This is a genomic window from Bradyrhizobium sp. cf659 (assembly GCF_900113725.1).
Classification (GTDB): domain Bacteria; phylum Pseudomonadota; class Alphaproteobacteria; order Rhizobiales; family Xanthobacteraceae; genus Bradyrhizobium.
The window spans coordinates 110700-133554 of the sequence record NZ_FOQJ01000014.1 but is presented as its reverse complement, the minus strand read 5'-3'; the positions used below and the strand labels follow the sequence as shown (position 1 = coordinate 133554).

General features: G+C 63.6%; 17 protein-coding genes. 11 read left to right on the top strand and 6 right to left on the bottom strand.

Features of this window, described 5'->3' with window-relative positions:
- Positions 1-89 precede the first annotated feature (89 nt).
- From metA to BM118_RS35890, 3 genes are all read right to left on the bottom strand, one after another.
- On the bottom strand, positions 90-1091 hold the full coding sequence (gene metA, locus BM118_RS35900) for a homoserine O-succinyltransferase MetA (RefSeq protein WP_092192167.1): 1002 nt from the start codon (positions 1089-1091) through the stop codon (positions 90-92).
- 12 nt (positions 1092-1103) lie between these two features.
- Complete coding sequence (locus BM118_RS35895; protein WP_092192165.1) at positions 1104-2405, bottom strand: O-acetylhomoserine aminocarboxypropyltransferase/cysteine synthase family protein; 1302 nt, start codon at positions 2403-2405, stop codon at positions 1104-1106.
- A 324-nt stretch (positions 2406-2729) separates the two neighbouring features.
- Positions 2730-4304, bottom strand: coding sequence for an amidase family protein (locus BM118_RS35890; RefSeq protein ID WP_092192163.1), 1575 nt, complete (start codon positions 4302-4304; stop codon positions 2730-2732).
- A gap of 252 nt (positions 4305-4556) precedes the next feature.
- Between BM118_RS35890 and BM118_RS35885 the strand changes: the two genes are divergently transcribed.
- Together BM118_RS35885 and BM118_RS35880 are read left to right on the top strand one after the other, a co-directional pair.
- Entirely contained in the window at positions 4557-5375 is an 819-nt protein-coding gene (locus BM118_RS35885; protein WP_092192161.1) for a uracil-DNA glycosylase family protein, read from the top strand.
- Positions 5372-6982 carry an amidohydrolase family protein gene (locus BM118_RS35880; protein WP_092192159.1) on the top strand — a complete coding sequence of 537 codons (1611 nt, stop codon included), beginning with the start codon at positions 5372-5374 and terminating at the stop codon, positions 6980-6982. Before BM118_RS35885 ends, BM118_RS35880 begins: the two co-directional genes overlap by 4 nt.
- Before the next feature lie 7 nt (positions 6983-6989).
- On the opposite strand, the gene BM118_RS35875 is transcribed toward BM118_RS35880, so the two are convergent.
- Both BM118_RS35875 and BM118_RS35870 read right to left on the bottom strand, forming a co-directional pair.
- The gene (locus BM118_RS35875; protein WP_092192157.1) at positions 6990-8024 is read right to left on the bottom strand and encodes an aldo/keto reductase; all 1035 of its coding nucleotides are present in this window, start codon (positions 8022-8024) and stop codon (positions 6990-6992) included.
- Positions 8025-8035: 11 nt separating this feature from the next.
- A complete protein-coding gene (locus BM118_RS35870; protein ID WP_177235001.1) occupies positions 8036-9217 on the bottom strand; it encodes an MFS transporter in 1182 nt (393 codons plus the stop codon).
- 98 nt (positions 9218-9315) lie between these two features.
- Here BM118_RS35870 and BM118_RS35865 point away from each other — a divergent pair, with 98 nt between their 5' ends.
- Positions 9316-10269 carry a LysR family transcriptional regulator gene (locus BM118_RS35865; RefSeq protein WP_092192153.1) on the top strand — a complete coding sequence of 318 codons (954 nt, stop codon included), beginning with the start codon at positions 9316-9318 and terminating at the stop codon, positions 10267-10269.
- 120 nt (positions 10270-10389) lie between these two features.
- Here BM118_RS35865 and BM118_RS35860 read toward each other — a convergent pair whose 3' ends face one another.
- On the bottom strand, positions 10390-11394 hold the full coding sequence (locus BM118_RS35860; RefSeq protein WP_349529817.1) for a ferritin family protein: 1005 nt from the start codon (positions 11392-11394) through the stop codon (positions 10390-10392).
- 67 nt (positions 11395-11461) lie between these two features.
- Between BM118_RS35860 and BM118_RS35855 the strand changes: the two genes are divergently transcribed.
- The 8 genes from BM118_RS35855 (at position 11462) to BM118_RS35820 (ending at position 22665) form a co-directional block, all read left to right on the top strand.
- Positions 11462-13759: a NosR/NirI family protein gene (locus tag BM118_RS35855; RefSeq protein ID WP_092192151.1), complete on the top strand. Its 2298-nt coding sequence runs from the start codon at positions 11462-11464 to the stop codon at positions 13757-13759.
- Positions 13760-13783: 24 nt separating this feature from the next.
- On the top strand, positions 13784-15736 hold the full coding sequence (gene nosZ / locus BM118_RS35850; RefSeq protein WP_092192149.1) for a TAT-dependent nitrous-oxide reductase: 1953 nt from the start codon (positions 13784-13786) through the stop codon (positions 15734-15736).
- A gap of 14 nt (positions 15737-15750) precedes the next feature.
- On the top strand, positions 15751-17112 hold the full coding sequence (locus BM118_RS35845) for a nitrous oxide reductase family maturation protein NosD (RefSeq protein WP_092192147.1): 1362 nt from the start codon (positions 15751-15753) through the stop codon (positions 17110-17112).
- Positions 17109-18017, top strand: a complete 909-nt coding sequence (locus BM118_RS35840) for an ABC transporter ATP-binding protein (protein ID WP_092192145.1) — start codon at positions 17109-17111, stop codon at positions 18015-18017. The genes BM118_RS35845 and BM118_RS35840 overlap by 4 nt, the downstream gene beginning before the upstream one ends.
- Positions 18014-18841 (top strand): ABC transporter permease subunit, encoded by an 828-nt coding sequence (locus tag BM118_RS35835; RefSeq protein ID WP_092192143.1) that lies wholly within the window; start codon positions 18014-18016, stop codon positions 18839-18841. Before BM118_RS35840 ends, BM118_RS35835 begins: the two co-directional genes overlap by 4 nt.
- Positions 18838-19386 (top strand): nitrous oxide reductase accessory protein NosL, encoded by a 549-nt coding sequence (locus tag BM118_RS35830; RefSeq protein ID WP_092192141.1) that lies wholly within the window; start codon positions 18838-18840, stop codon positions 19384-19386. Before BM118_RS35835 ends, BM118_RS35830 begins: the two co-directional genes overlap by 4 nt.
- A gap of 11 nt (positions 19387-19397) precedes the next feature.
- Entirely contained in the window at positions 19398-20396 is a 999-nt protein-coding gene (locus BM118_RS35825) for an FAD:protein FMN transferase (protein ID WP_092192139.1), read from the top strand.
- A 517-nt stretch (positions 20397-20913) separates the two neighbouring features.
- Complete coding sequence (locus tag BM118_RS35820; protein ID WP_092192137.1) at positions 20914-22665, top strand: hypothetical protein; 1752 nt, start codon at positions 20914-20916, stop codon at positions 22663-22665.
- The last annotated feature ends 190 nt before the right edge of the window (positions 22666-22855 follow it).

The window sequence follows — 22855 nt, the reverse complement described above, 5'->3', positions numbered from 1 at the left end:
ATTCTGTATTTCTCTACTGAAACATTCGCGCGCCGGTTGAGGCAAGCTTAACGCTTGGGTAATCCTAACGCGGAACCAACGCCCTTGGGCTAGCGCGCAAGGACCGCGGCCTCGGCTTCCGCACCGAGATATTGCAGCCAATTGCGGAATAGTGCCGCCGCCGCGCTGCCTGCGGCGATATCAGCGCGCAAGTTCAGCGCCGGCAGGTCGTTGGTCAGCGCCGGATGGCGCTGGTGTCTCGCCAGCTTCTCGAAGCGCACCAGCTTCTCTTCCGTCGCTGCGTCAAAATAGCTCACGGGCAAATGCGGATAATTCTCGCGCTCACGCGCGAGGTAACGGCCGATGTCGCGCAGATATTCGCGCTGAAGCGACAATGCGTCATATTCGGGGTGGCCCTGGAAGAACACGAAGCGGCTGGCATATTGGCGGACAAAGACGTCGACGCCGGCCAGCGCCGACCGTGTCAGCACCCGATAACCGGCCTGATCGAGGTCGCTCTCGACAATCTCGTTCAGGCGCGAATGCGAAACCTTGAGCGGCGCAGGCACGGCATGCGTCAGCGGATCGCTCGTGACGGCCTCGCAGTCGAAGATGCCGTGACACTTGGCCGGCAACCGTCGCCGCGCGATGCCGTCGAGGTGCAGGACCGCGGCATGCGCGGCAAGGCATGACCAGATCGTCGAGCGCGTGTTGGTCTTGGCCCAGTCGACCAGATCGGTGAGGTCGCGCCAGTACGGCTCCTGGTCGAGCTCGGGCGCGACCGGCTCGGCGCCGGTCACGATCAGCCCGTCGAATCGCTGACGCTTGAGATCCGCGAGATCGGAATATTCGCTCTCGACGTGCCACTTCGCTTCGGGCGAGCGCCTGACCGAGGGCAGCGAGAAGCAGTGGAAGCGGATGCGGCGCGGGCCCGCGGCTGCCTGGAGCAGCTTCATGAACTGCCGCTCGGTCGCCTTCAGCGCCGGATCAGGCATGTTGTTGATCAGCCCGATGGTGAGCTCGGCGCCGGCATGATCGCGCGCCGGATCGCCCTCGGCCGGCACCAGCGCCGGGCTCGATATACCATGATCCCTGTCGATCAGGATCGTCATCGGGGCCGTCGCCTACTCCGCGGCCTGGAGGCGCGACGACGGACAGGCTTTTTCCAACGCCTGGTCGATGTCCTCGATGATATCGGCGGCATGCTCGATGCCGATGGACAGGCGGATCGTCTCCGGCAGCACGCCGGCGACGCGCTGCTGCTCCGCCGACATCTGCCGGTGCGTGGTCGAGGCCGGATGGCAGGCCAGCGACTTGGCGTCGCCGATATTGACGAGGCGCGTGATCAGCTTCAGCGCATCGTAGAAGGCCTTGCCGGCTTCCATGCCGCCCTTGATGCCGAAGGTGAACAGCGAGGAGGCGTTGCCGTCGAGATATTTCTGGACCAGCGGATAATAGGGGCTATCCGGGAAGCCCGTGTAGTTGACCCAGGCGACGCGCGGGTCGGTGCGGAGGAATTCGGCGACCTTGCGCGCATTCTCGACGTGGCGCTCCATGCGCAGCGCCACGGTCTCGATGCCCTGGAGCAGCAGGAAGGCGTTGAAGGGCGAGAGCACCGAGCCCATGGTGCGCTGATAGACGCTGCGCGCGCGCTCGATATAGGCGGTCCTGCCGAAGCGCTCGGCATAGACGAGGCCGTGATAGGAAGCGTCCGGCTTGTTATAGGCGGGGAAGCGGTCGGCGTGTTTCGCCCAGGGGAAGTTTCCGGAATCGACGATGGCGCCCCCGAGCGTGGTGCCATGGCCGCCCAGGAACTTGGTCAGCGAATGCACGGCGATGTCGGCGCCGTAGTCGAACGGCTTGAGCAGGATCGGCGTTGCGACCGTGTTGTCGACGATCAGCGGCACGCCGTGGGCGTGCGCGATCTTCGCCAATGCCTCGATGTCGCAGACATTGCCGGCGGGATTGCCGATGGTCTCGGCGAACACCGCACGGGTGTTCTCGTCGATCAGTTTTTCGATTGCATCCGGCTTGTCGCTCTCGGCGAAGCGGCCTGTGATGCCCTGGCGCGGCAGAATGTGCGAGAGCAGCGTATGCGTGGTGCCGTAGAGCTGCGGCACGGACACGATGTTGCCGCCGTGATCGGCGACGTTGACGAAGGCGAAATGCAGCGCCGCCTGGCCGGTCGCGACCGCGAGCGCACCGACGCCGCCTTCGAGCTGGCTGATGCGCTTCTCCAGCACCGCGCTGGTCGGATTGGCGATGCGGCTGTAACGGAAACCCTCGGCTTCGAGATTGAAGAGCGCCGCGCCGTGATCGGCGCTGTCGAATGCGTAGGCCGCGGTCTGGTAGATCGGCACCGCAACCGCATGCGTGGTGGCTTCGGGCTCATAGCCGGCGTGAATAGCGATCGTCTCGTTGCGCATCGTGCCACCTCCGCGTGGAGCGGGCCGCACTTATTGGCCTGTATGAGGCAGGTGCGTTGTCCGCCGTCCTCGTGTTAGAGGCGGGTGGTAAAGCGGGCAATAATTCGCCTAGAGATCGAGGAAGTAACCCTAACGGTTATTGGTGAATTGGCTAAAATTCGCATCAAATTGGATTAACGAATTTGATGCGCGCCTTGCTGCGCCTCGTACGGTGCTTACCCTTCTCCCCTTGTGGGAGAAGGTGGCGCGAAGCGCCGGATGAGGGGTTGCATCCACGAATTCCAATGCACGAGATCGCTCGAGGAGAGAGGGTGAGACTAACCCCTACTCCATCGTCTCCCAGAGGCGATGGACGAGCGTGCCCGCGCGCTTCTCGATCGCCGCCGCGGCATCGAGCGCGAGGTCCTCGCGATAGCGCCCGGTGATGAGCTGCACGCCGATCGGCTTGCCCTCGTGCAGCGCCACCGGCACCACCGCGCCCGGCAGGCCCAGCACGTTGATCGCGGAGATGAAGCGTATCCCGCCCCAGAACACCTGCTGCACGCGCTCGGCGCTGACCGTGTCGTCGCGCGGGCCCGGCGTCGGACTGACCGTGGTCGGCGCCAGCACGACCGGATAGTCCTCGAAGAACAGCTGCCAGGCGCGGATGTGGCCGTTGCGTGCGGCCGTCGCCTGCATCCAGGCCTTGAGATCGAGCACGTTGGCCTTGGTCTTCATGCCGTTCCACGCCCTGTGGAAATCCTCGGTCGTGACCTTCAGCATCGCGGCCTCTTGCATCACCATCGTCTCGTTGATGATGATGTCGCACCAGGTCTGCCAGACGCCGTTGATGTCGGGGACCTCGACCTCGCTGACGCGATAACCGGAACGCTCGAGGTGATCGGCGGCTTGGCGCAACGCCGCCGCGACGGACGGATCGACGTCCATGTCGCCAGGGATCTTCGCCAGCGCGACCTTGATCGGTCCCTTCGGCTTCGGTCCGACCAGTGGCGCCGGCACCCACCAGGGATCACGCGGATCGCGCTGGCTCATCACCTCCAGCGCAAGGCGGACGTCGGCGACGTGGCGGGCGAGCGGCCCCTGCGCCGACATCAGATGCGCCAGCATCGGCCGCTCGGCCGTCGCGCTTCCGTTGAAGGCGGGGATGCGGCCCTGCGTCGGCTTGATGGTGGCAACGCCGTTGCAATGCGCCGGCCAGCGCAGCGAGCCGCCGATGTCGTTGCCGTGGGCGATGGTGCCGATGCCGGCGGCCACCGCCGAACCCGCGCCGCCCGAGGAGCCGCCACAGGTGATATCAGGGTCCCAGGGGTTCAGCGTCAGCCCATGCAGGGGATTGTCGGTGAAGCCGCGGAAGGAGAATTCCGGCGTGTTGGTGAGACCGATGACGATCGCGCCGGCCTTCTTCAGGTTGCGGACAACAGGCGCATCCGACGGCGCGATGAGGCCCTTGTTGGCGGGCACGCCGTTGAAGTTCGGGCGGCCTTGGTAATCGACGTTTTCCTTGATGGTGATGGGCACGCCGTGCAGGAGGCCGAGCTCGCCGCCCTTGGCGCGCTGCTTGTCGGCCGCATGCGCAGCCTTCAGCGCTTCCTTGCTGAGATCGACAACGACCGCGTTCAGCCTGGGATTGACCGCGCGCATCCGATCCAGATGCGCCTCGACAGTCTCGACCGCGGAGATTGCGCCGTTGCGGATCGCGGCCGCGGTGTCGACCGCAGACCATTGCCAGACCGGTCCCTTGGGACGGCGCGCCGTGGCCGATTTGCGCGGACCAGCCTTCTTGACTGTCTTCTTCGCAGGTTTTGCGACGGCGCCCTTGCGGGTGGTGGCCTTCTTGCTCGAGGTCTTCGTTACTTTCCTTGAAACACTTTTATTCTTGCTCGCCGTCGTCTTCGCCACGTCGCATCTCCTGAAATTGCGCCGCGGAGGTTATGGAGGTCACGCAACCGTGTACAGGCGCGTTTCTGCATGGCGCGTTGTCGCGACGCTCTGTCACGGCCCCTGAGCGAGAGACGCTCGTGAACCTTTGCGCCCCCTGTCTTGACCCATATAGAGGTTGAATGGCGTAACAAACGACCGCCAAGATTGCGGCATCACGACCAGGCTTTTTTGACGCAGCTATTTCGACATCGGCAGATTGGAGCATTTTCCATGCTCACAGAATTCGACGGCGGATACGGCGAACAACCCTTTCGCGATCTGTGCGCCAACTACCCCGGCGCTGAAGCCTACGATCCCCACGATTTCCGGATTGAATGGGGACCGATCTTTCACCGCGGCCGGCTCGACGGATCGGCGCGCGTCCTCATCGTCGGCCAGGATCCCGCCCAGCACGAGACCATCGTGCGCCGGATCCTGGTCGGCACCGCGGGCCGCCGGACCCAGGGCTTTCTAGCCAAGCTCGGCATCACGCAGAGCTACGTGATGGTGAACACCTTCCTGTACAGCGTTTACGGCCAGAGCGGCGGCTCCAAGCACAAGAACGAGCCCGGCATCGTCGAATATCGCAACAAATGGTTCAAGGCCGTGCTGGGCCCCGGCAACATCGAGGCCGTCGTCTCGCTCGGCGGCCTCGCGGACGAGGCCTGGAAAGCCTGGCTCAAGAGCTCCGACGGCGCGGCCTACAAGACCCTCGCGTATCAGCACATCACGCATCCGACCTGGCCGGAAAGCTCTGCGCATGATTCGGCGACGCAGGCCGCGAATACCAAGATCATGCTGACCAAATGGAATGCCGCCCTCGCCGCGCTGGCGCCTGAGGTCAAGCATCCCGACGTGCCGACGATACTCGTGCCGTATGGCGACGCCTTCAAGCCGTCCGAACTCGTCGACATCATTGCAAAAGATCTTCCGGCGGGACTGCCGGCCTGGATGCGTGGAGATACGCCGTGGGCCCTGCGCCAAGGCGCTGACGCTGCAACCAAGCGGCGCACGATCACGATCACCATTCCCGATGGGGTGATTCCATGAGCCCGGCCGCAACCCCGAAGCGATGGGCGCTGACCGGCCGGATCGTGACGATGGCCACCGAGGGCGACGTCATCAAGAACGGGACGATCTTCATCGAGGATAATCGGATCGCCGCGATCCTGCCCAAGGGACAGCCGGCCCCAACGGGCTTCGAGGCCGTCGCCGCGATGGCCACCGGCGGCACCATCTATCCCGGCCTGATCGAGCTGCACAATCACCTCAGCTACAACATCCTGCCGCTCTGGCGCGTGCCGCAACTGTTTGGCAATCGCGACCAGTGGCAGAACGCCAAATCGTACAAGACGTCCGTGACCGGCCCCATGAGCGCGATCGCCCTTGCCGACGACGGCTCGCTGTTGCCGGCTCTGGTTCGCTATGTCGAAGCCAAATGCCTGGTCGCGGGAACGACGACGAGCCAGGGGATCACGCTGTCGAACTGGAGCGGCACGATCCACAAATACTACAAGGGGGCGCTACGCGCGGCCGAGATCGGAAGCCCGCCCGATCTTCCGCGGGCACACTCCAAGATTCCCGACATCGATGCCGAGGATTGGGCGAAGTTCGACCACGAGCTCAAATCGTCGGCGTGCTTCCTGCTCCATCTCAGCGAAGGCATCGACACCAAGGCGCACAGCCACTTCCTCGCCTTGCGCAATTCCGCGGGAGACTGGGCGATCGAACCCTCGCTGGCCGGCATTCATTGCACGGCACTCGATGCGACCGACTTCGGAACGATGGCCGAAAACCATGCCAAGGTCGTGTGGTCGCCCCTGAGCAATCTGCTGCTCTATGGCAAGACAACCGACGTCGTCGCCGCGTGCACGGCAGGCCTCACCATCGCGCTGGGCTCGGACTGGTCGCCCTCCGGCAGCAAGAACCTGCTGGGCGAGCTGAAGGCGGCGAAGGTCGTATCCGCACATTTCAATCTCGGCTTCAGCGACTACGACGTCGTCGCGATGGCGACGCGCAATCCGGCCACGATCCTGAAATGGGATGGAAAGTTAGGGACGATCGCCGAGGGCAAGTTCGCCGATCTCCTGGTGGTGAAGGGAGTGACCGGCGACCCCTACGACCACCTGATCAAATCGCGCGAGCAGGATATCGTCCTGGTCACGATCGGCGGACGGCCGCGCTACGGGACGAAGAAGGCCATGCAGCAAGCCGGCGCAAGCGGCGAGCCCCTCAAGATCGGCAAGAGCGCGCGGACGATCGATTTCACCTCGCCCGACCAGGATCCGGGGATCGAGAAGGTCACGCTGGCGGAGGCGACGAGCCGCCTGGGCGCCGCGCTCGGCAATCTCGGCACGCTGCAACCGCATAGCCTTGCCATGAGCGCGGCGATCGCCAGCGGAACGGTGTCGCGAACCGGATGGCGCCTCGCGCTGGACGAGCAGTTCGGCAACAATGTCCAATTGCGCCCGCGGCTCGCCTATAACGGCGTCCGGACCGGTCCCGATCTGGCGGCGGTCGCAGCGATCGCCGAGCCGCTGCATCCGATCAAGCTCGATGGTCTCACGGTGGCGGGCGATCCTGTCTTCCTGGACACGCTGAAGAGCGAGCCCAACCTTCCGCAAGGACTAGGCGCGGCGATTGCCGCCTTCTATTAGCGGCCCGTCACACCAGTGGCGGATTGAGCCGCGCAAAGCCCTCCTGGATGCGATAGGGATAATAGGGATAGGGTGGCATCACCGCGCTCGCCTCGTCGAGACGCTTGATCTGATCCGCGCTCAGCGACCAGCCGACCGCGCCGAGATTGTCGCGCAGCTGCGCCTCGTCGCGGGCACCGATGATCACGGAGGAGACGGTGGGGCGCGACAACAACCAGGCGATCGCGATTTGCGGCACGGTGCGGCCGGTGTCCGCGACGATCGTATCCAGCACGTCGACAATGGCATAGAGCCGCTCTTCGTCCACGGGTGGCCCGAATTGCGCAGTCGCGTGCAAGCGGCTGCTCGCAGGAAGCGGTTCTCCGCGCCGGATCTTTCCGGTCAGCCGGCCCCAGCCGAGCGGGCTCCAGACCAGCGCACCGACGCCCTGGTCGTGCGCGAGCGGCATCAACTCCCACTCATAGTCGCGGCCGAGCAGCGAGTAATAGACCTGGTGCGCGACATAACGCGGCCAGCCGTGGCGGTCCGCCATAGCGAGCGACTTCATCACCTGCCAGCCCGCGAAATTGGAGACGCCGACATAGCGCAGCTTGCCGGAACGCACGAGCGTATCGAGGGTCGACAGCACCTCCTCGATCGGCGTGAACGCGTCGAACGCATGGAGCTGAAGCAGGTCGATCGTGTCGGTGCCGAGCCGTCGCAGCGCTGCGTCGACCGAAGTCAGCAGTCGCTGCCGCGACGAGCCGGCATCGAACGGGCCATCGCCGATCGGCAGGCTCATCTTGGTCGAGATCAGCACCTTGTCTCGGCGCCCCTTGATCGCAGCGCCGAGGATCTCCTCGGAGGCACCATTCGAATAGACGTCGGCACTATCGAACAAATTGACGCCGGCATCGAGGCAGATGTCGACCAGCCTGCGCGCCTCCTCCGTGCCGCTGCGGCCCCAGGCAGAGAATAGAGGGCCCTGGCCACCGAACGTACCGGTGCCGAAGCTGAGGACGGGGACCCTGAGCCCTGACGCGCCGAGATTGCGGTATTCCATGATCGCTCTCCCTATTCCGCCGGGCACGCCGCGACGACGGCCGTGGTGCGGTCGAGCCGGAGGCTCCACAGCGCCAGCACGAGGCCGACCGCGGTGATGCCGGCCGCCACCAGCGGCAGCGCGGCGAGGCCGAGCCCGCGGTCGATGGTGACGCCACCGGCCCAGGCGCCCAGCGCGTTGCCGAGATTGAACGCGGCGATGTTGAGGCTCGAGGCGAGCGTGCGGCCGCTGGACCCGGCCGCTTCCAGCACGCGAAGCTGGAGCGGCGCGACGGTTGCGAAGGCGGCGATGCCGAGCAGCAGGATCAGCACGATGGCCGCGATCTTGACCGACAGCACCGCGGCAAGGCCAAGCAGCACGATGGCGAGCGCGGCGAGGGTGCCGATCAGGGCCCGCGCCAGACCGCGGTCGGCGAGCTTGCCGCCGGCGACATTGCCGATCGCAAGACCCGCGCCGAACACCAGCAGGATCGGCGAGACCGCAGCATCCGAAAAGCCGGTGAAGCGCGTCAGGATCGGCTGGATATAGGTGAAGACGACGAACAGGCCGGCGAAGCCGAACACGGTCATGGCGAGGCCGAGCAGCACCTGCGGACGGCCGAGCACCGCGATCTCCTCGGCAAGCGAGATCGGCTTGTCGCCGTTGCCGACATGGCCGGGCACGAACGCGGCCACCACCGCGAAGGCGATCACGCCGATCACCGTCACCGCCCAGAACGCCGCGCGCCAGCCGAGCATCAGGCCGAACCAGGCGCCGAAGGGCACGCCCAGAAGCGTCGCGACCGTGAGGCCGATGAACATGGTCGCGATCGCCGAGGCGCGCTTGTCCTCGGCGACGAGGCTGGTGGCCACCACCGAGCCGACGCCGAAGAAAGTGCCGTGGGCCAGCGAGGTCAGCACGCGTGCCGCCATCAGCAATTCGTAGTTCGGCGCCAGCGCGCAGGCGGCATTGCCGAGCGTGAAGATCGCCATCAGCGCCAGCAATACGGTTTTGCGCGGCATCCGCCGCGTCGCCAGCGTCAAGACCGGCGCGCCGACGAACACGCCGAGCGCATAACCGGAGATGAGCAGGCCCGCGACCGGCACGGAGACGTGCATGTCGGCTGCGACCTGAAGCAAGAGGCCCATGATGATGAATTCGGTGGTGCCGATGCCGAAGGCACCGGCGGTGAGCGCGAGAACGGCGGGAGGCATGCGGGACTCCGATGGATGAGACGAGCCACGCAGATAGCCGTGCCGCGGCAAAACCATTAGAATGTCCGCAATCCAATCATTTGTGACGTGAATTCAACATGGCCCGTTTCGACACCAACCGCTCCGCCGAGATGGAGGTCTTTGTCCGCGTCGTCGACCTGGGCGGGTTCACCCAGGCCGCGCGCAAACTGCGGCTGACGCCGTCGGGCGTCAGCAAGCTGATCTCGCGGCTGGAGGCACGGCTCGGCTCGCGGCTGATCAACCGCACCACGCGCAAGCTCACGCTGACGGAGGAAGGCCAGGCCTTCTACCAGCGCGCCGTGCGTATCCTCGCCGAGATGGAGGAGGCCGAACGCGAGGCGGCTTCGGGCGCGGCACCGCGCGGCCGGCTCACCGTCAACAGCAACATCCCCTTCGGCATGCTGCACGTGATGCCGCTGATCCCGCGCTTCCTGGAAAGCCATCCCGACGTCACGCTCGATCTGGTGCTGACCGACACGCTGATCGACCTGATGCAGGAGCGCGCCGATGTCGCCATCCGCGTCGGCCCGCTGCGCGCGTCGCGTCTCGTCGCGCGAAAGCTCGGCACCAGCCGCATGGTCGTGGTCGGCGCGCCGAATTATCTCGCCCGCTTCGGCGCGCCGAAGATTCCGGCGGATCTCGCCGATCATCGCGGCATCGGCTGGACCTTTCCACGCTCGATCCGCGGCTGGCAATTCAAGCGCGGCGACCGCACCGAGGAAGCGGTGCCGCCGCCGGCCGCCCGCGCCAGCGACGGCGAAGCCGCCCGCCGCCTCGCCCTCGGCGGCGTGGGCCTTGCCCGCCTCGCCCTCTTCCACATCGGCCCCGACATCGAATCGGGCCGCCTCGTCCCGGTCTTGCAGCACTACAATCCCGGCGACCGCGAAGACATCCACGCCGTCTATGTCGGCCACACCGCCCCGCTCCCCGCGCGCGTGCGCGCGTTCATCGATTTTCTCGCCGAGCATGTGCGGGTGAGCGACCCGGCGCTGAAGCGCGCGGGCGATGGGAAATGGAAACTGGTGGGATGAGGCTGATGGCGGAGAGAGTGTCAGTCAAGCCCCATTGACAACCGTCAAGCGGCCAGAAGATGCACTTCGCGAACCGGAGCACTTAATGCTGCTCGGGAACGAAGACGAATGACGTCGCATTCAACTTTCAGCCGTCGTCAACGAGCGCAACCAGGCCAAACGAGCGATGGCCCTTTCCGCCAATTCTTGCAGCAGCGCGACCTGGGATTGATCGCCGGCGCTTTCGACGCTCTCCAGGTAGGCGTCGGCCAGCACTTCCGAGATTGTCTCCGCATCGCGCTGCTCGAGTGCAACCGGGAACTTCCCGATGCCTTCGACTTTCTCGGACATCTGCATCGTCTCTTCACGAAGTTCCCGAGTGCGGGCCGCCGCTGCACCGTCGAGATCGCGTTCCAGGTCCGCAAGCTGTGCAGCGAGACGGATCTCCAGTGCGCGCGCATCGATCTGCATCGCTGCCGCATCGCCGGGTCCGCGCCGTTCGGTTGCATCATGCTCCTTGTGATAGGCGCGACGCCGCTCCTTCCTCAGTATTGAAACATGTCCGAGCTCCTCGCGCGCCATGGCTTCGGCGGCCTGCTTGATCTCCGCATCCTGAGAATAGGCCGCAACGTAGGACCAGAATGCGAAAGCTCGCTCCTCGTTACGAACCGCCATGGCCAACGCGCGGTAGGGAGTCGTCAGCCGTGAGGCTCCGATCTCCCTTACCGTCTCGGCATCGAAGGTTTCGGGAGCCTCCCAGCGAACCAGTGCCGGGTCCGGCGCCTTGCCGCGGCGCGACTGCGACCATCGTGTGACGCTATCCACATGCTCGCGCTCGGCGGCGGCGAGCTGCGCGAAGACCTCGGCCAGAGCACTCTTGTTCTGCCGCCGCATGTCCTCGGCAAGCGCCGTGTACCTGTTCGCGGCCTCCTCCTCCATCGCGTTGGCGAGAGCGAACAGCTCATCGAGGGATTCCAGTGTGCCGGCCGGCTCGCTCATCAGCAGCGAAGTTCGTAGCAACGGCATGGCACGGTCCTCCCGGGCACAAAAGTAGGGAACTTGATCCAGCGCAAATTGATCCAGCGCAAACGGAATACACGTTCCGATCGACAGGGCAGCATTTGTCCGATCATGTTTCTGAGTCAACGGCGACCTTCAGAAGAAACAGGGAATGCACGACCCAGTCGGTCGCGGCGTTACGTTTGAGGTCCCCATGACTCAAAGAACGCATGGCGTTCCGGATTTTCCAACTTGGGCGGCGCGGGTATTTTTCGCGTTGTCGTTGCTTTGCGTGCTCTCGTCCTTCGACACCGCCTCCGCCGCCGACCTGAACGGTTACCTGTCCAAGGTAGCTCCTTTCGATTTCTTTCCGGGTGCCGACCGATTTGGTCCGTCGCAGGGCGACCCGCCCATCGTACCGGCCTATCGCGGCGATCAACTGCAGGGCTTCGTGTACCTGAATTCCGATTTCGCCAATGCGGTCGGATATTCCGGGAAGCCGATTCAGGTCGTCGTTGGGATCGATCCGAAAGGCGTACTGACCGGCCTCAAGCTGGTCGAGCACAAGGAGCCCATCGTGCTGGTGGGCATTCCGGAGAAGCGCATTCTGGAGGCCGTCAACAAGCTGATCGGCGCCGATTTGGGAAGCGTGGCCCGCGGGGTCGCGCCGGCGCCGCAAGTCGACATCGTCAGCGGCGCAACGGTGACTGTTCTGGTGATCGGCGACAGCATCGTTCGATCCGCCACCAAGCTGATCCGGAGCGGACGCCTCGGCGGGCAGGCAAGCCAGGTGCCGGCCGCAGCGCCGCTGGCCGCGAAGTCCATCGACACAGCGAAGAGCGAAATTCGGGACTGGCAGACCCTTGTCGGCGACGGCTCGGTCCGGCGGTTGACCCTGTCCGTCGCCGACGTCAACCGAGCCTTCGAAAAATCGGGCAATGCCGCCGCCGCGGGGCGTCCGGAGGAAGGCGCTCCGGACGAAACCTTCATCGATCTCTATGTCGCCGACGTCGCGGTGCCGAGCATCGGCCGCAGCCTGCTCGGCGACGACGGCTACAATCGGCTGGCCGGCAGGCTGAAGCCAGGTCAGCAGGCGCTCGTCGTCGCCGGTTCCGGCCGCTATTCCTTCAAGGGGGCTGCCTACGTGCGAGGCGGCATCTTCGATCGGATCGAATTGATCCAGGAAATGAACAGCATCCGTTTCCGCGATCGGGACCACACCCGGCTGGGCAGCCTGGCGGCCGAAGGCGCGCCTGATTTTCCCGAGATCGCGCTGTTTGTGGTGCCGGCCGACTTCGCCTTCGATCCGACCGAGCCGTGGGCGCTGCAGCTCCTGGTGCAGCGCGTCGTCGGTGCCCGGGACAAGGCCTGGGTCACCTTCGACCTCGGATACACGCTTCCCGAAACCTATCTCAAGCGCGAAGCGCCGGTCCGGCCCGCCGCGGCGCTGACCGCCAAGTCGTCGCCGGCGGCTGCCCCCGCAGCCGGCGTGCCGACGACCGACGAGGATCCGTTGTGGATGCGGATATGGCGCGCGGACGTCGCCAAGATCGTCACAGCGATGGTGGCACTCGGCGCGCTGACGCTGATCTTCTTCTTCCAGAATTTTCTGGTCCGTCGTCCGGCGGTGTACACGTGGGTCCGCCGCGGTTATCTGCTGTTCATTCTCGTCTGGCTGGGATGGTACGCGAATGCTCAGCTTTCGGTGGTCAACGTCCTGACCTTCACGAACTCCCTGCTGACCGGATTCAGTTGGGAGTATTTCCTTTCCGCGCCGCTGATTTTCCTTCTCTGGGCCTCGATCGCGGCGGGGCTGCTGTTCTGGGGCCGCGGACCGTTCTGCGGTTGGCTCTGCCCGTTCGGCGCCCTGCAGGAATTGCTCAACAACGCCGCCAAGGCACTCAAGGTCCCGCAATACCGCGTTCCCTGGGGCCTTCACGAACGGCTGTGGCCGATCAAGTACATCATCTTCCTCGGCCTGTTCGGCATGTCGCTCTACTCGACGGCGTTTGCCGAGCAACTTGCCGAGGTCGAACCTTTCAAGACTTCGATCGTCCTGAAGTTCGCGCGCGAATGGCCGTTCGTCGTGTACGCCCTGACCCTGCTCGCGGCGGGCTTGTTCGTCGAGCGCTTCTTCTGCCGCTACATGTGCCCGCTCGGCGCGGCGCTGGCGATCCCCGGCCGCATCCGGATGTTCGAATGGCTGCGACGCTGGCCGGAATGCGGCTCGCCCTGTCAGCGCTGCGCCAACGAATGTCCCGTTCAGGCCATCCATCCGGAAGGACATATCAACGTCAACGAGTGCATCTACTGCATGCACTGCCAAGAGCTCTACTTCGACGACCACCGCTGCCCGCACATGATCCAGGTGCGGCTGAAGCGGGAGAAACGTCAGGCGCTGTCGTCGTCTTCGATGCGCCCGGGCGGCAAAGGCCCGAACACCGTCATCACCGCCGGGGGAAAGCCCATCGGCGTGTCACGTGTCGATTCCATCACGCCATCTGCAACCTGAAACTGAAAGCCGAGGAGGTCAATCATGAGCGACAACGGACATGGAGAGGGCGTCAGCCGCCGAACGCTGCTGGGAACAACCGCCGCGGCAGCGGGTGTCGGACTTGCCGGCGGAGCTGTGGTGACGAAGGACGGTGCTGGCTTCGTCTCGACCGCCGACGCGCAGACCAAAGCTGCCGCGCCCAAGGCGCCGCCCGCGCGTCCGGCGGTGCAGAAGACCGAAGTCGCGCCCGGCGAGCTCGACGAATACTACGTCTTCTTCTCGAGCGGCCAGTCCGGCGAGATGCGGATCATCGGACTCCCCTCGATGCGCGAACTGATGCGCGTCCCCGTCTTCAACCGCTGCAGCGCCACCGGTTGGGGCCAGACCAACGAAAGCCTGAAGGTTTTGACCGAAGGGATGCAGCCGACGACCCGCGAATTCCTCAAGAATCGTGGCGGCACGTTCATGAACGGCGACCTCCACCATCCACACATCTCGTTCACCGACGGCACCTATGACGGCCGCTACGCGTTCATGAACGACAAGGCCAACAGCCGCGTGGCGCGGGTGCGGCTCGACGTCATGAAGTGCGACAAGATCATCGAGCTGCCGAACCAGCACACCGTCCACGGCCTTCGGCTGCAGAAATATCCACGCACCGGTTATGTGTTCTGCAACGGCGAAGACGGCGTGCCGCTGCCGAACGATGGCAAGATTCTCGACAATCCGAAAGAGTACCACTCCATCTTCACGGCACTCGACGGCGATACCATGAAAGTGGCCTGGCAGGTGATGGTCAGCGGCAACCTCGACAACGTCGATGCCGACTATCAGGGCAAGTATGCCTTCTCGACCTGCTACAACGCCGAAGAAGGCGTCACCCTGGCCGAGATGACCGCCAACGAGCAGGACTGGGTGGTCATCTTCAACCTCAAGCGGATCGAGGAGGCGGTGAAGAAGGGCGACTTCAAGGAAATGAACGGCGTGCCCGTGATCGACGGCCGCAAGGGGTCGGCCTACACGCGCTACGTTCCGGTCTCGAACAATCCGCACGGCATGAACACCGCGCCCGACGGCATCCACATCGTCGCAGCAGGCAAGCTGTCGCCCACGGTGACGGTCATGGACGTGCGGCTGTTCGACCGGTTGTTCGACGACAAGATCAAGCCGCGCGACGTCGTGGTCGCCGAGCCCGAACTTGGCCTCGGGCCTCTGCATACGGCCTATGACGGCAAGGGCAACGCCTACACGACCCTGTTCCTCGACAGCCAGGTCTGCAAGTGGAACATCGAGCTCGCCAAACGGGCGTTCAAGGGCGAGAAAGTCGATCCCATCATCCAGAAGCTCGACGTCCACTATCAGCCAGGTCACAACCACTCCTCGATGGGTCAGACCAAGGAGGCGGACGGAAAATGGCTGATCTCACTGAACAAGTTCTCGAAGGATCGCTTCCTCAACGTCGGCCCGCTGAAGCCTGAGAACGATCAGTTGATCGACATCTCGGGCGACCAGATGAAGCTGGTCCACGACGGTCCGAGCTTCGCAGAGCCCCATGACGCCACCATCGTGCACCGTTCCAAGATCAATCCGATCTCGATCTGGGACCGCGCCGATCCAATGTTTGCGGATGCGGTCAAGCAGGCCAAGGCCGACGGGATTAACCTCGAGGCCGATTCCAAGGTCATCCGCGACGGCAACAAGGTGCGGGTCTACATGACTTCGACGGCTCCGGCGTTCGGGCTCGAGCAGTTCCAGGTCAGGCAAGGCGATCAGGTCACCGTCTACATCACCAATATCGACGCGGTCGAGGATCTGACTCACGGCTTCTGCATCGTGAACTACGGTATCCAGATGGAGGTCGCGCCGATGGCGACGGCGTCGGTGTCGTTCGCAGCCGACAAGCCGGGCGTCTACTGGTACTACTGCTCCTGGTTCTGTCACGCCATGCACATGGAGATGAAGGGCCGCATGTTCGTCGAGCCGAAATCGGTCTGATCGGGAGCGGCGGCGTGCGTCTCCCGTTACACATACTTCCGGCGGCGCTCGTCGCCGCCGGATTGACCGGCTTCGCCAGTGCGGAGACGTTGACGGCTGTGCCGGGCCCGCCGTTGCAGGCGCTGCTGGATCGCGCACGCGACGGCGACGTCATTGAACTTGCTCCGGGCGAATACAACGGTGCAATCCGGATCGATCGATCTCTGATCCTGACGGGACGGCCTGGCGCCGTGCTGGACGGCGACGGCGACGGCAACGTCATCACGGTGACTGCGCCCGATGTGACCGTCCGCGGCGTGACAGTCCGGGGATCGGGCCGCGACCTGCAGGCGATGAATTCCGGAATCTTTCTCCAGAAGACCGCCCAGCGCGCGACGATCGAGAACAACCGGCTGGTCGGAAACCTGTTCGGCGTCTACGTGCATGGCGCCGCGGGATCGCGGGTCGCCGGCAACGTGATCGAAGGGCTCCGCGGCGGCCGGCTCAGCGAGGCCGGCAACGGTGTCTCACTGTGGAATGCGCCCGATGTCACCATTGCGGACAACAGCTTTCGCTACGGCCGCGACGGCATCTTCACAATTTCCAGCCGCAAGGACCGCTTCGTCGGCAACCGCTTCGAACAGCTCCGCTTCGCGGTCCACTACATGTACACCAACGACAGCGAAGTCAGCGGCAATGTCTCGATCGGAAACCATGTCGGCTACGCCATCATGTACTCGAACCGCCTGGTGATCCGCGACAATATATCGGATCGCGATCGCGATCACGGCATCCTGTTCAACTACGCCAACTACGCCGAGATCGACGGAAACCGCGTCACTGGTGGCCTCCTGGACACTGTTGCGGACCGCGGCGACGAGCGCCCCGACGACGAGCGAGGGATGATCCCGGAGACGAAGCGCGAGCAGAGCTTGCGGAGCGGCCCGGAAAAGTGCGTGTTCATCTACAACACCAACCACAACCGGTTCCGGAACAACTGGTTCGAGCGCTGCGCCATCGGCGTTCACTTCACGGCCGGCTCCGAAGGCAACGAAATCACCGGCAACGCCTTCGTAGGCAATCGAAACCAGGTCAAATACGTCGGTACCCGAGATCTTGATTGGTCCAAGGGCGGTCGCGGCAACTACTGGAGCGACAATCCCGCGTTCGATCTCGACGGCGATGGCCTGGCCGACACCGCGTACCGGCCCAACGATCTCGTCGACCGGGTGTTGTGGACCGCGCCCGCCGCCAAGGTGCTGATCAACAGCCCCGCGGTCCAGGTGCTGCGGTGGGCCCAGGCCCAGTTCCCGGCGCTCTACCCGGGTGGCGTCATCGACAGCCACCCTCTGATCGCGCCGCCGCCGCGGCCGTCGGGCAAGGAGGGCGGGAGATGAGCGTTACCGTGTCCGTGACCGGCGTCGTGAAGAACTACCGCGCGGTGCGCGCGCTGCGCGACGTCTCGTTCGACCTCGCCCCGGGGCGATTGAGCGCGCTGGTCGGCCACAACGGCGCCGGAAAGACCACACTGATCAAGCTGATGCTGGGATTGATCCGTCCGGATCAGGGCTCCATCCGCGTGCTCGACGAGGATCCGGCTGCCGGTGAATTTTCGGCGCGACGGCAGCTTGGATATCTTCCGGAGAACGTCGCCTTTAACGCGGCCCTCACCGGACGGGAAACGCTTTCATTCTATGCACGACTGAAGCGCATCAAGCCGTCGAAGGCATGGGTCATTCTCGATCGCGTCGGACTGACCGATGCGGCCGATCGCCGGGTCGGAACCTATTCGAAGGGCATGCGTCAGCGCCTCGGATTGGCGCAGGCGCTGCTCGGCCGGCCGCGGGTGCTCCTGCTTGACGAGCCGACGACGGGGCTGGATCCGGCGCTGCGGCAGACCTTCTACGAGATCCTGAACGAACTCCGCGACGACGGCGCCACCGTGCTGATCTCATCGCACGCGCTGAACGAACTCGAGGATCGTGCCGAGCATGTCCTCATCATGAATCGCGGACGCCTGGTCGCGCAGGGCACCCTTTCGGAACTGCGCTCGATCTCGCAACTGCCGATCCGGGTTTCGCTGGATTTTGCGCCTGGCGCCCGCATTCCCGCAGCGTGGATGAACGGCACAAGTGTCGCGACCCCGCGCGGACGCATCCTGCTGGTGCCCGATGAGGCGCGCAAAATGGACGTGCTACGCGTTGCGGCCAGTGATCCCAACGTCGTCAACATCGAGATCGCGGCCCCGACCCTCGACGAGCTCTATGCGCATTTCCTCAACTCGCAGGAGAGCGCTGCATGAGGACGATCGTCATCATAGCGATCAAGGAGATCCAGGAAGGGTTGCGGAACCGATGGGTTCTGGCAACGACGCTTCTGTTGGCCGCCCTGGCCTTATCGCTGACGTTCCTGGGAAGCGCTCCCACCGGCAATGTCGGCGCGGGGGCGCTTGACGTCGTCGTCGTCAGCCTGTCGAGCCTGACGATCTTCCTGCTTCCGCTGATCGCACTGCTGATCTCGCACGACGCCGTGGTCGGCGAGATGGAACGCGGCACCATGACGCTCCTGCTGAGTTATCCGGTGGGCCGGGGCCAGGTGATCCTCGGCAAATTCTGCGGCCACGTCCTGATCCTTGCCTTCGCGACCGTCATCGGCTACGGCGCTGCGGCCGCCGCCCTCGCGATAACCGGCGCGTCGGTGCTCGCCGCGAGTTGGTACGCCTTCGCGTCGATGCTCGGAACCTCGATCATGCTCGGTGCGGTCTTCGTCGCAGTCGGATATCTGATCAGCAGCCTGGTTCGGGACCGGGGGACCGCCGCCGGCATCTCGGTGGGAGTATGGCTGCTGATGGTGCTGGTGTTCGATATGGCACTGCTCGGGGTGCTGGTCGTCGATCAGGGAAACATCGTCTCCGCGCCCGTTCTCGAAGCGCTGCTGTTCCTCAATCCGACCGACCTGTACCGGATGGCGAACTTGACCGGGTTCAACGTCAGCCAGTTTTCCGGCATGACGGGGCTTGCCGGCACCGCGACGACCAGCGTCGGCGCGTTGTTGACGGGACTGACCGCTTGGGTCGTCGCACCGCTCGGGCTTGCGGCCGCGTTCTTCGCTCGGAGGGAGCTATGACGCTGCGGATCTTGTGCATGATCGTCGTGCTCGTGCTGGCCGGCTGCAATCGGGACGGAAGCGATACCGACATGCCGCCGCCCGCGACCCTCAACAGCGAGGCAATGGGAGTCTTCTGCGGCATGAACGTGCTCGAACACCCCGGCCCCAAGGGGCAGATCATTACCAAGAGCCGCATCGACCCGTACTGGTTCACATCGGCGCGTGACGCCGTGGCCTTCACCCTGATGCCGGATCAGCCCCGCGATATCCGCGCGATCTACGTGTCCGACATGGCGCGCGCCCCCAGCTGGGAGGAGCCGGGAGCGACCAACTGGATCGCCGCCAAGACGGCGTTCTTCGTCATCGAGAGCCGCAAGCAGAGCGGAATGGGCGCCGCCGAGGCTGTGCCGTTCGGCAATCGCGCCGCTGCGGACGCCTTCGTCGCCGCCAACGGCGGCAAAGTCGTCACGTTCGCGGAGATTCCGAGCGCCTATGTGCTCGGCAGCGACGGTGCGGCCGGCGATCAAACCGGACACGAACGCCCCGGCGTCCGAATCAACTGACGAGGCTTCCGATGGCACCAGCAAATCTCACGCGCCGACGCATGATCGCCATCGCAGCAGCAACCTTTGGCTCGGCGTTTCTTTCCGGCGGACAACGCGTCCGGGCGGGTGAAGCGGCGCGATGGCGAGGATCGGCGCTCGGCGCGCAGGTGTCGATCGACATCTTCCATCCCGATCGGGAGGAGGCTGAGAGGATCGTCCAGGTCTGCCTGGCGGAGGTAAGACGACTAGAAGGGCTGTTCAGCCTGTACCGGGCGGATTCCGCCATCTGCGCCCTGAACAGAAGCGGCATTCTGGTCGCTCCGGAGCCCGACATGGTCGCGCTGCTCAAGGCCTCGCTGCAATTCTCCGACCTCACCGGCGGCGCGTTCGATCCCACGGTGCAACCCCTCTGGCAACTCTACGCCGAACACTTCTCGTCGGAGAAGCCGGATCCCGACGGTCCGCTGGCCGAGAGGTTGACCGAGGCGCTCGCGAAGGTGGGTCGCAGCGGCCTGCGCGTGAGCGACGATCGTGTGGCGCTCCTCAGGCATGGCGCCGCGATCACCCTGAACGGCATCGCTCAGGGATACGCCACCGACCGTGTCGTGGATGTCTTGCGCGCCCGCGGGTTGTCGACGACCCTCGTCAACATGGGAGAGATACGCGCGCTCGGAGCGCGCGCGGACGGGACCCCGTGGCGCGTCGGCCTTGCCGATCCGGACGAACCCGGTGCGCTGACCGAAACCGTCGACCTGGTCGATCGCGCGGTGGCCACTACGGCGGGCGCTGGCTTCCGCTTCGATCCGGCAGGCCGGTTCACACATCTATTCGATCCCCGGACGGGACGGAGCCCTGCGCTCTATCGGACCGTCAGCGTCATTGCACCGACCGCCACCGAGGCGGATGCGCTTTCGACCGCCTTTAGCCTGATGCCTGCGTCGCAGATCGGCGACATCGCGGCCACGCGGCGGGGTGTGCAGGTTCGGCTGATCACCAAGGATGGAGACCTGCGCCTCTACGGCGTCTGAGAGGACGAGCCGTCATTTGGGGATCAATCGTGGAGAAATGAAATTCAAGAAGTGGCGGAGAGAGTCTCAGTCAATCCCCGCTGAAAGATAAAGGATTTTCGGGGTTGCTGGGCCGAAACCCACCAGTTGAGCTACGGCCGGAATAGGCATCGGCTAGCGCCTTTGCCCTCCATAGGCAAAGGTCACTCGTTTGAGCCTTGTCGGTTGCGCTACGCGCCACCAACAATTGCGAACCTCTGAGCTGCATCTTTCTAGCTGTCAATGCGCTCCGCAATCCGAGGCAAGTCTCTCTTGCGCGATCCGGCTGGCAATCGCCCCCATTCCACCCAGCTTCCCATGCTTACCAGGCAACTGATCTGGAATTGCACGCCGGACCGAATGCTGGTCGCACAACATTGACTCTAGACCAGGCCAGAATTACAAACAATTTTTAGTTGCATGCGACGACATCTTTCTTGAGCTATTTTTAGCGCGGGGTTGTTCAACGTAACCGCCCCCGAAGTTGTTGGGGGACGGCATGTTTTTCAGAATCCTCTTATCCATTGCTGCCTTCGGTCTGCTTCTGACGCACTCCACGCCCAGCGCGGCCGAGTGCACCTTCGCTGCGCTTTGTCTGGACAAGACCGCGAAGAAAGACACCAATATGCAGGAGATCATCGCCAACCGTAAGGCCGTTGCATACAAGCAGGATGAGATAGCGAATTTCAATTATGCCGATATCAAGATCCAATGCAGCTCGTCCGGACTCGAAAGCTTCGCGCGACAGTTCGTTGATCGTGCCTGGAATATTGGACTCATAACGGCCGGCCGCGAATTTGCGCTGACCGTAGACATCGAGCAGATCAGCAAAAATACAGCGGCCCCTCCCAAGCCCATCACATACCTGATCGCACAGGTGAAACGTGATGCCGCAGGCAACACCACCGTTACCGGCTGTGACGACTATCTCGCGACCAACATAGCATTCAATTCTGCGTTGCGCCTGAAGTTCAAGTTGCTTCAGTCAAAGACGACGACCGTAAATGCCTCGACTTACAGCGCCATCAGAATCGTATCAAAGGTCCTTGGTTTTATTTTTGCTGGCCCGGGCGGGGCGGCGGTCGTTTCGAGCGCGACAGACATCAGCGGAGCAATCGTCGCCAACAAAAGCGACATTGACGAAATCGTCAAAGCGTTTGACGAGGTGGATACTCAGAAGCCTCAGGCGACGTTTGATACAAACGAAAAGACCGTGACGCTTTCGCTTTCTGACGGTTCAAAATTCACGATTGCCCGAGTCGGGAAACGCTCGGCTTTCCTGACCTTCGACGGCAACAAACTCAACGCCCCCGGCGCCCCCCTTCAGGGCCCGATAGCGGATAACACCGGGATCGACCTTTCGAGCTACCTGACGGCGAAGGCTGGCAATTGGGACACGATGATAGCAAGCAGCGACCCGAACACCGCGAAAGCCGGATGCACCAAGATACGAGAGGCCCTTGGATATATTTTCACGAAAGAAGAGATGATCGTCATTCTGGCAAAACAGTTCGATGCGTTTTCGGATGGCACTATCAAGGATTTGAAAGACCCCTGCTTGAAAGCAATTGAACTGCAGGCGCTCAAGGCAATGGGGATTCCCGACCCGCTAGGAGCGAGATCGGCGCAACCCGTGTCAACGGATACTCCGCGGGATTCGGCCAAGGACGCCCAGGATCCGATTCGCTGGAGTTCGATCAAGGACCTTCTGAACCAGTTTGGTCGCGCGTTGAGTGTCATTTCGACGAGCCCGGATCTTTCGAAAGACGCAAAAGTCAAACGACTGGCTGTTTATTTTGATACCCGTGTTGCGACCGAGTCCTTCGATGCGCCGGAGTTGCTGCCCGCCAGCGCCGGTGTGCTGAAGGATAGTATCGCCGAAAAGATCTCCTCCTGGCCGCTGGGCAAAGCGATCCGGTATGGATGTTTTCTGGTCCCTGACAAAACGCTTTCGACGAAATATTCCGCTCAAATGCTGCTTCTGTTAGATTCAGGCGGCAGCAGTCAGCGACTTGTAAATCTGATTTTCGGCTTCAGTGACCCCAAAGCTGTGGATGTGGATAGCCTAATCATTGGCAACCTGCTCGTCGAAAACCCCACTGCGGCAAGTCTGGCGACCTTTGGCAATTCCTATAAGTCGGGCTGCGGTGACCGCTCGGACCCATGGAAACCATGGGAGTCCCAGAAAATAAGTTCAGTTCAGGCCAAGACTTATTTGGCGGCTGGACCAGTTTTTGTTGACCTCCGTTAGGTTGGCAAGATCATCGATTGGATAAATAGGCCGATAGCCCTCATTGAACGGACAGCCGCTCTTTACGGAAGACCAATTCTGCAAACGAACCGAGTGAGAGGCAGACCGTCACAAGTCGGCTTTGCATTCTTGCAAAGTTATCTCAAATCCGCCTACACTCAGAACGGGAAAACTTGTTTTAATGCGCTTT

What these genes read in the sequence shown, in the direction of transcription:
- BM118_RS35885 (WP_092192161.1), top strand. Translation starts at nt 4,557, where the DNA reads ATGCTCACAGAATTCGACGGCGGATACGGCGAACAACCCTTTCGCGAT.
- BM118_RS35840 (WP_092192145.1), top strand. Translation starts at nt 17,109, where the DNA reads ATGAGCGTTACCGTGTCCGTGACCGGCGTCGTGAAGAACTACCGCGCG.
- BM118_RS35880 (WP_092192159.1), top strand. Translation starts at nt 5,372, where the DNA reads ATGAGCCCGGCCGCAACCCCGAAGCGATGGGCGCTGACCGGCCGGATC.
- BM118_RS35835 (WP_092192143.1), top strand. Translation starts at nt 18,014, where the DNA reads ATGAGGACGATCGTCATCATAGCGATCAAGGAGATCCAGGAAGGGTTG.
- BM118_RS35870 (WP_177235001.1), bottom strand. Translation starts at nt 9,217, where the DNA reads ATGCCTCCCGCCGTTCTCGCGCTCACCGCCGGTGCCTTCGGCATCGGC.
- BM118_RS35895 (WP_092192165.1), bottom strand. Translation starts at nt 2,405, where the DNA reads ATGCGCAACGAGACGATCGCTATTCACGCCGGCTATGAGCCCGAAGCC.
- BM118_RS35825 (WP_092192139.1), top strand. Translation starts at nt 19,398, where the DNA reads ATGGCACCAGCAAATCTCACGCGCCGACGCATGATCGCCATCGCAGCA.
- BM118_RS35875 (WP_092192157.1), bottom strand. Translation starts at nt 8,024, where the DNA reads ATGGAATACCGCAATCTCGGCGCGTCAGGGCTCAGGGTCCCCGTCCTC.
- BM118_RS35855 (WP_092192151.1), top strand. Translation starts at nt 11,462, where the DNA reads ATGACTCAAAGAACGCATGGCGTTCCGGATTTTCCAACTTGGGCGGCG.
- BM118_RS35820 (WP_092192137.1), top strand. Translation starts at nt 20,914, where the DNA reads ATGTTTTTCAGAATCCTCTTATCCATTGCTGCCTTCGGTCTGCTTCTG.
- BM118_RS35865 (WP_092192153.1), top strand. Translation starts at nt 9,316, where the DNA reads ATGGCCCGTTTCGACACCAACCGCTCCGCCGAGATGGAGGTCTTTGTC.
- nosZ (WP_092192149.1), top strand. Translation starts at nt 13,784, where the DNA reads ATGAGCGACAACGGACATGGAGAGGGCGTCAGCCGCCGAACGCTGCTG.
- metA (WP_092192167.1), bottom strand. Translation starts at nt 1,091, where the DNA reads ATGACGATCCTGATCGACAGGGATCATGGTATATCGAGCCCGGCGCTG.
- BM118_RS35830 (WP_092192141.1), top strand. Translation starts at nt 18,838, where the DNA reads ATGACGCTGCGGATCTTGTGCATGATCGTCGTGCTCGTGCTGGCCGGC.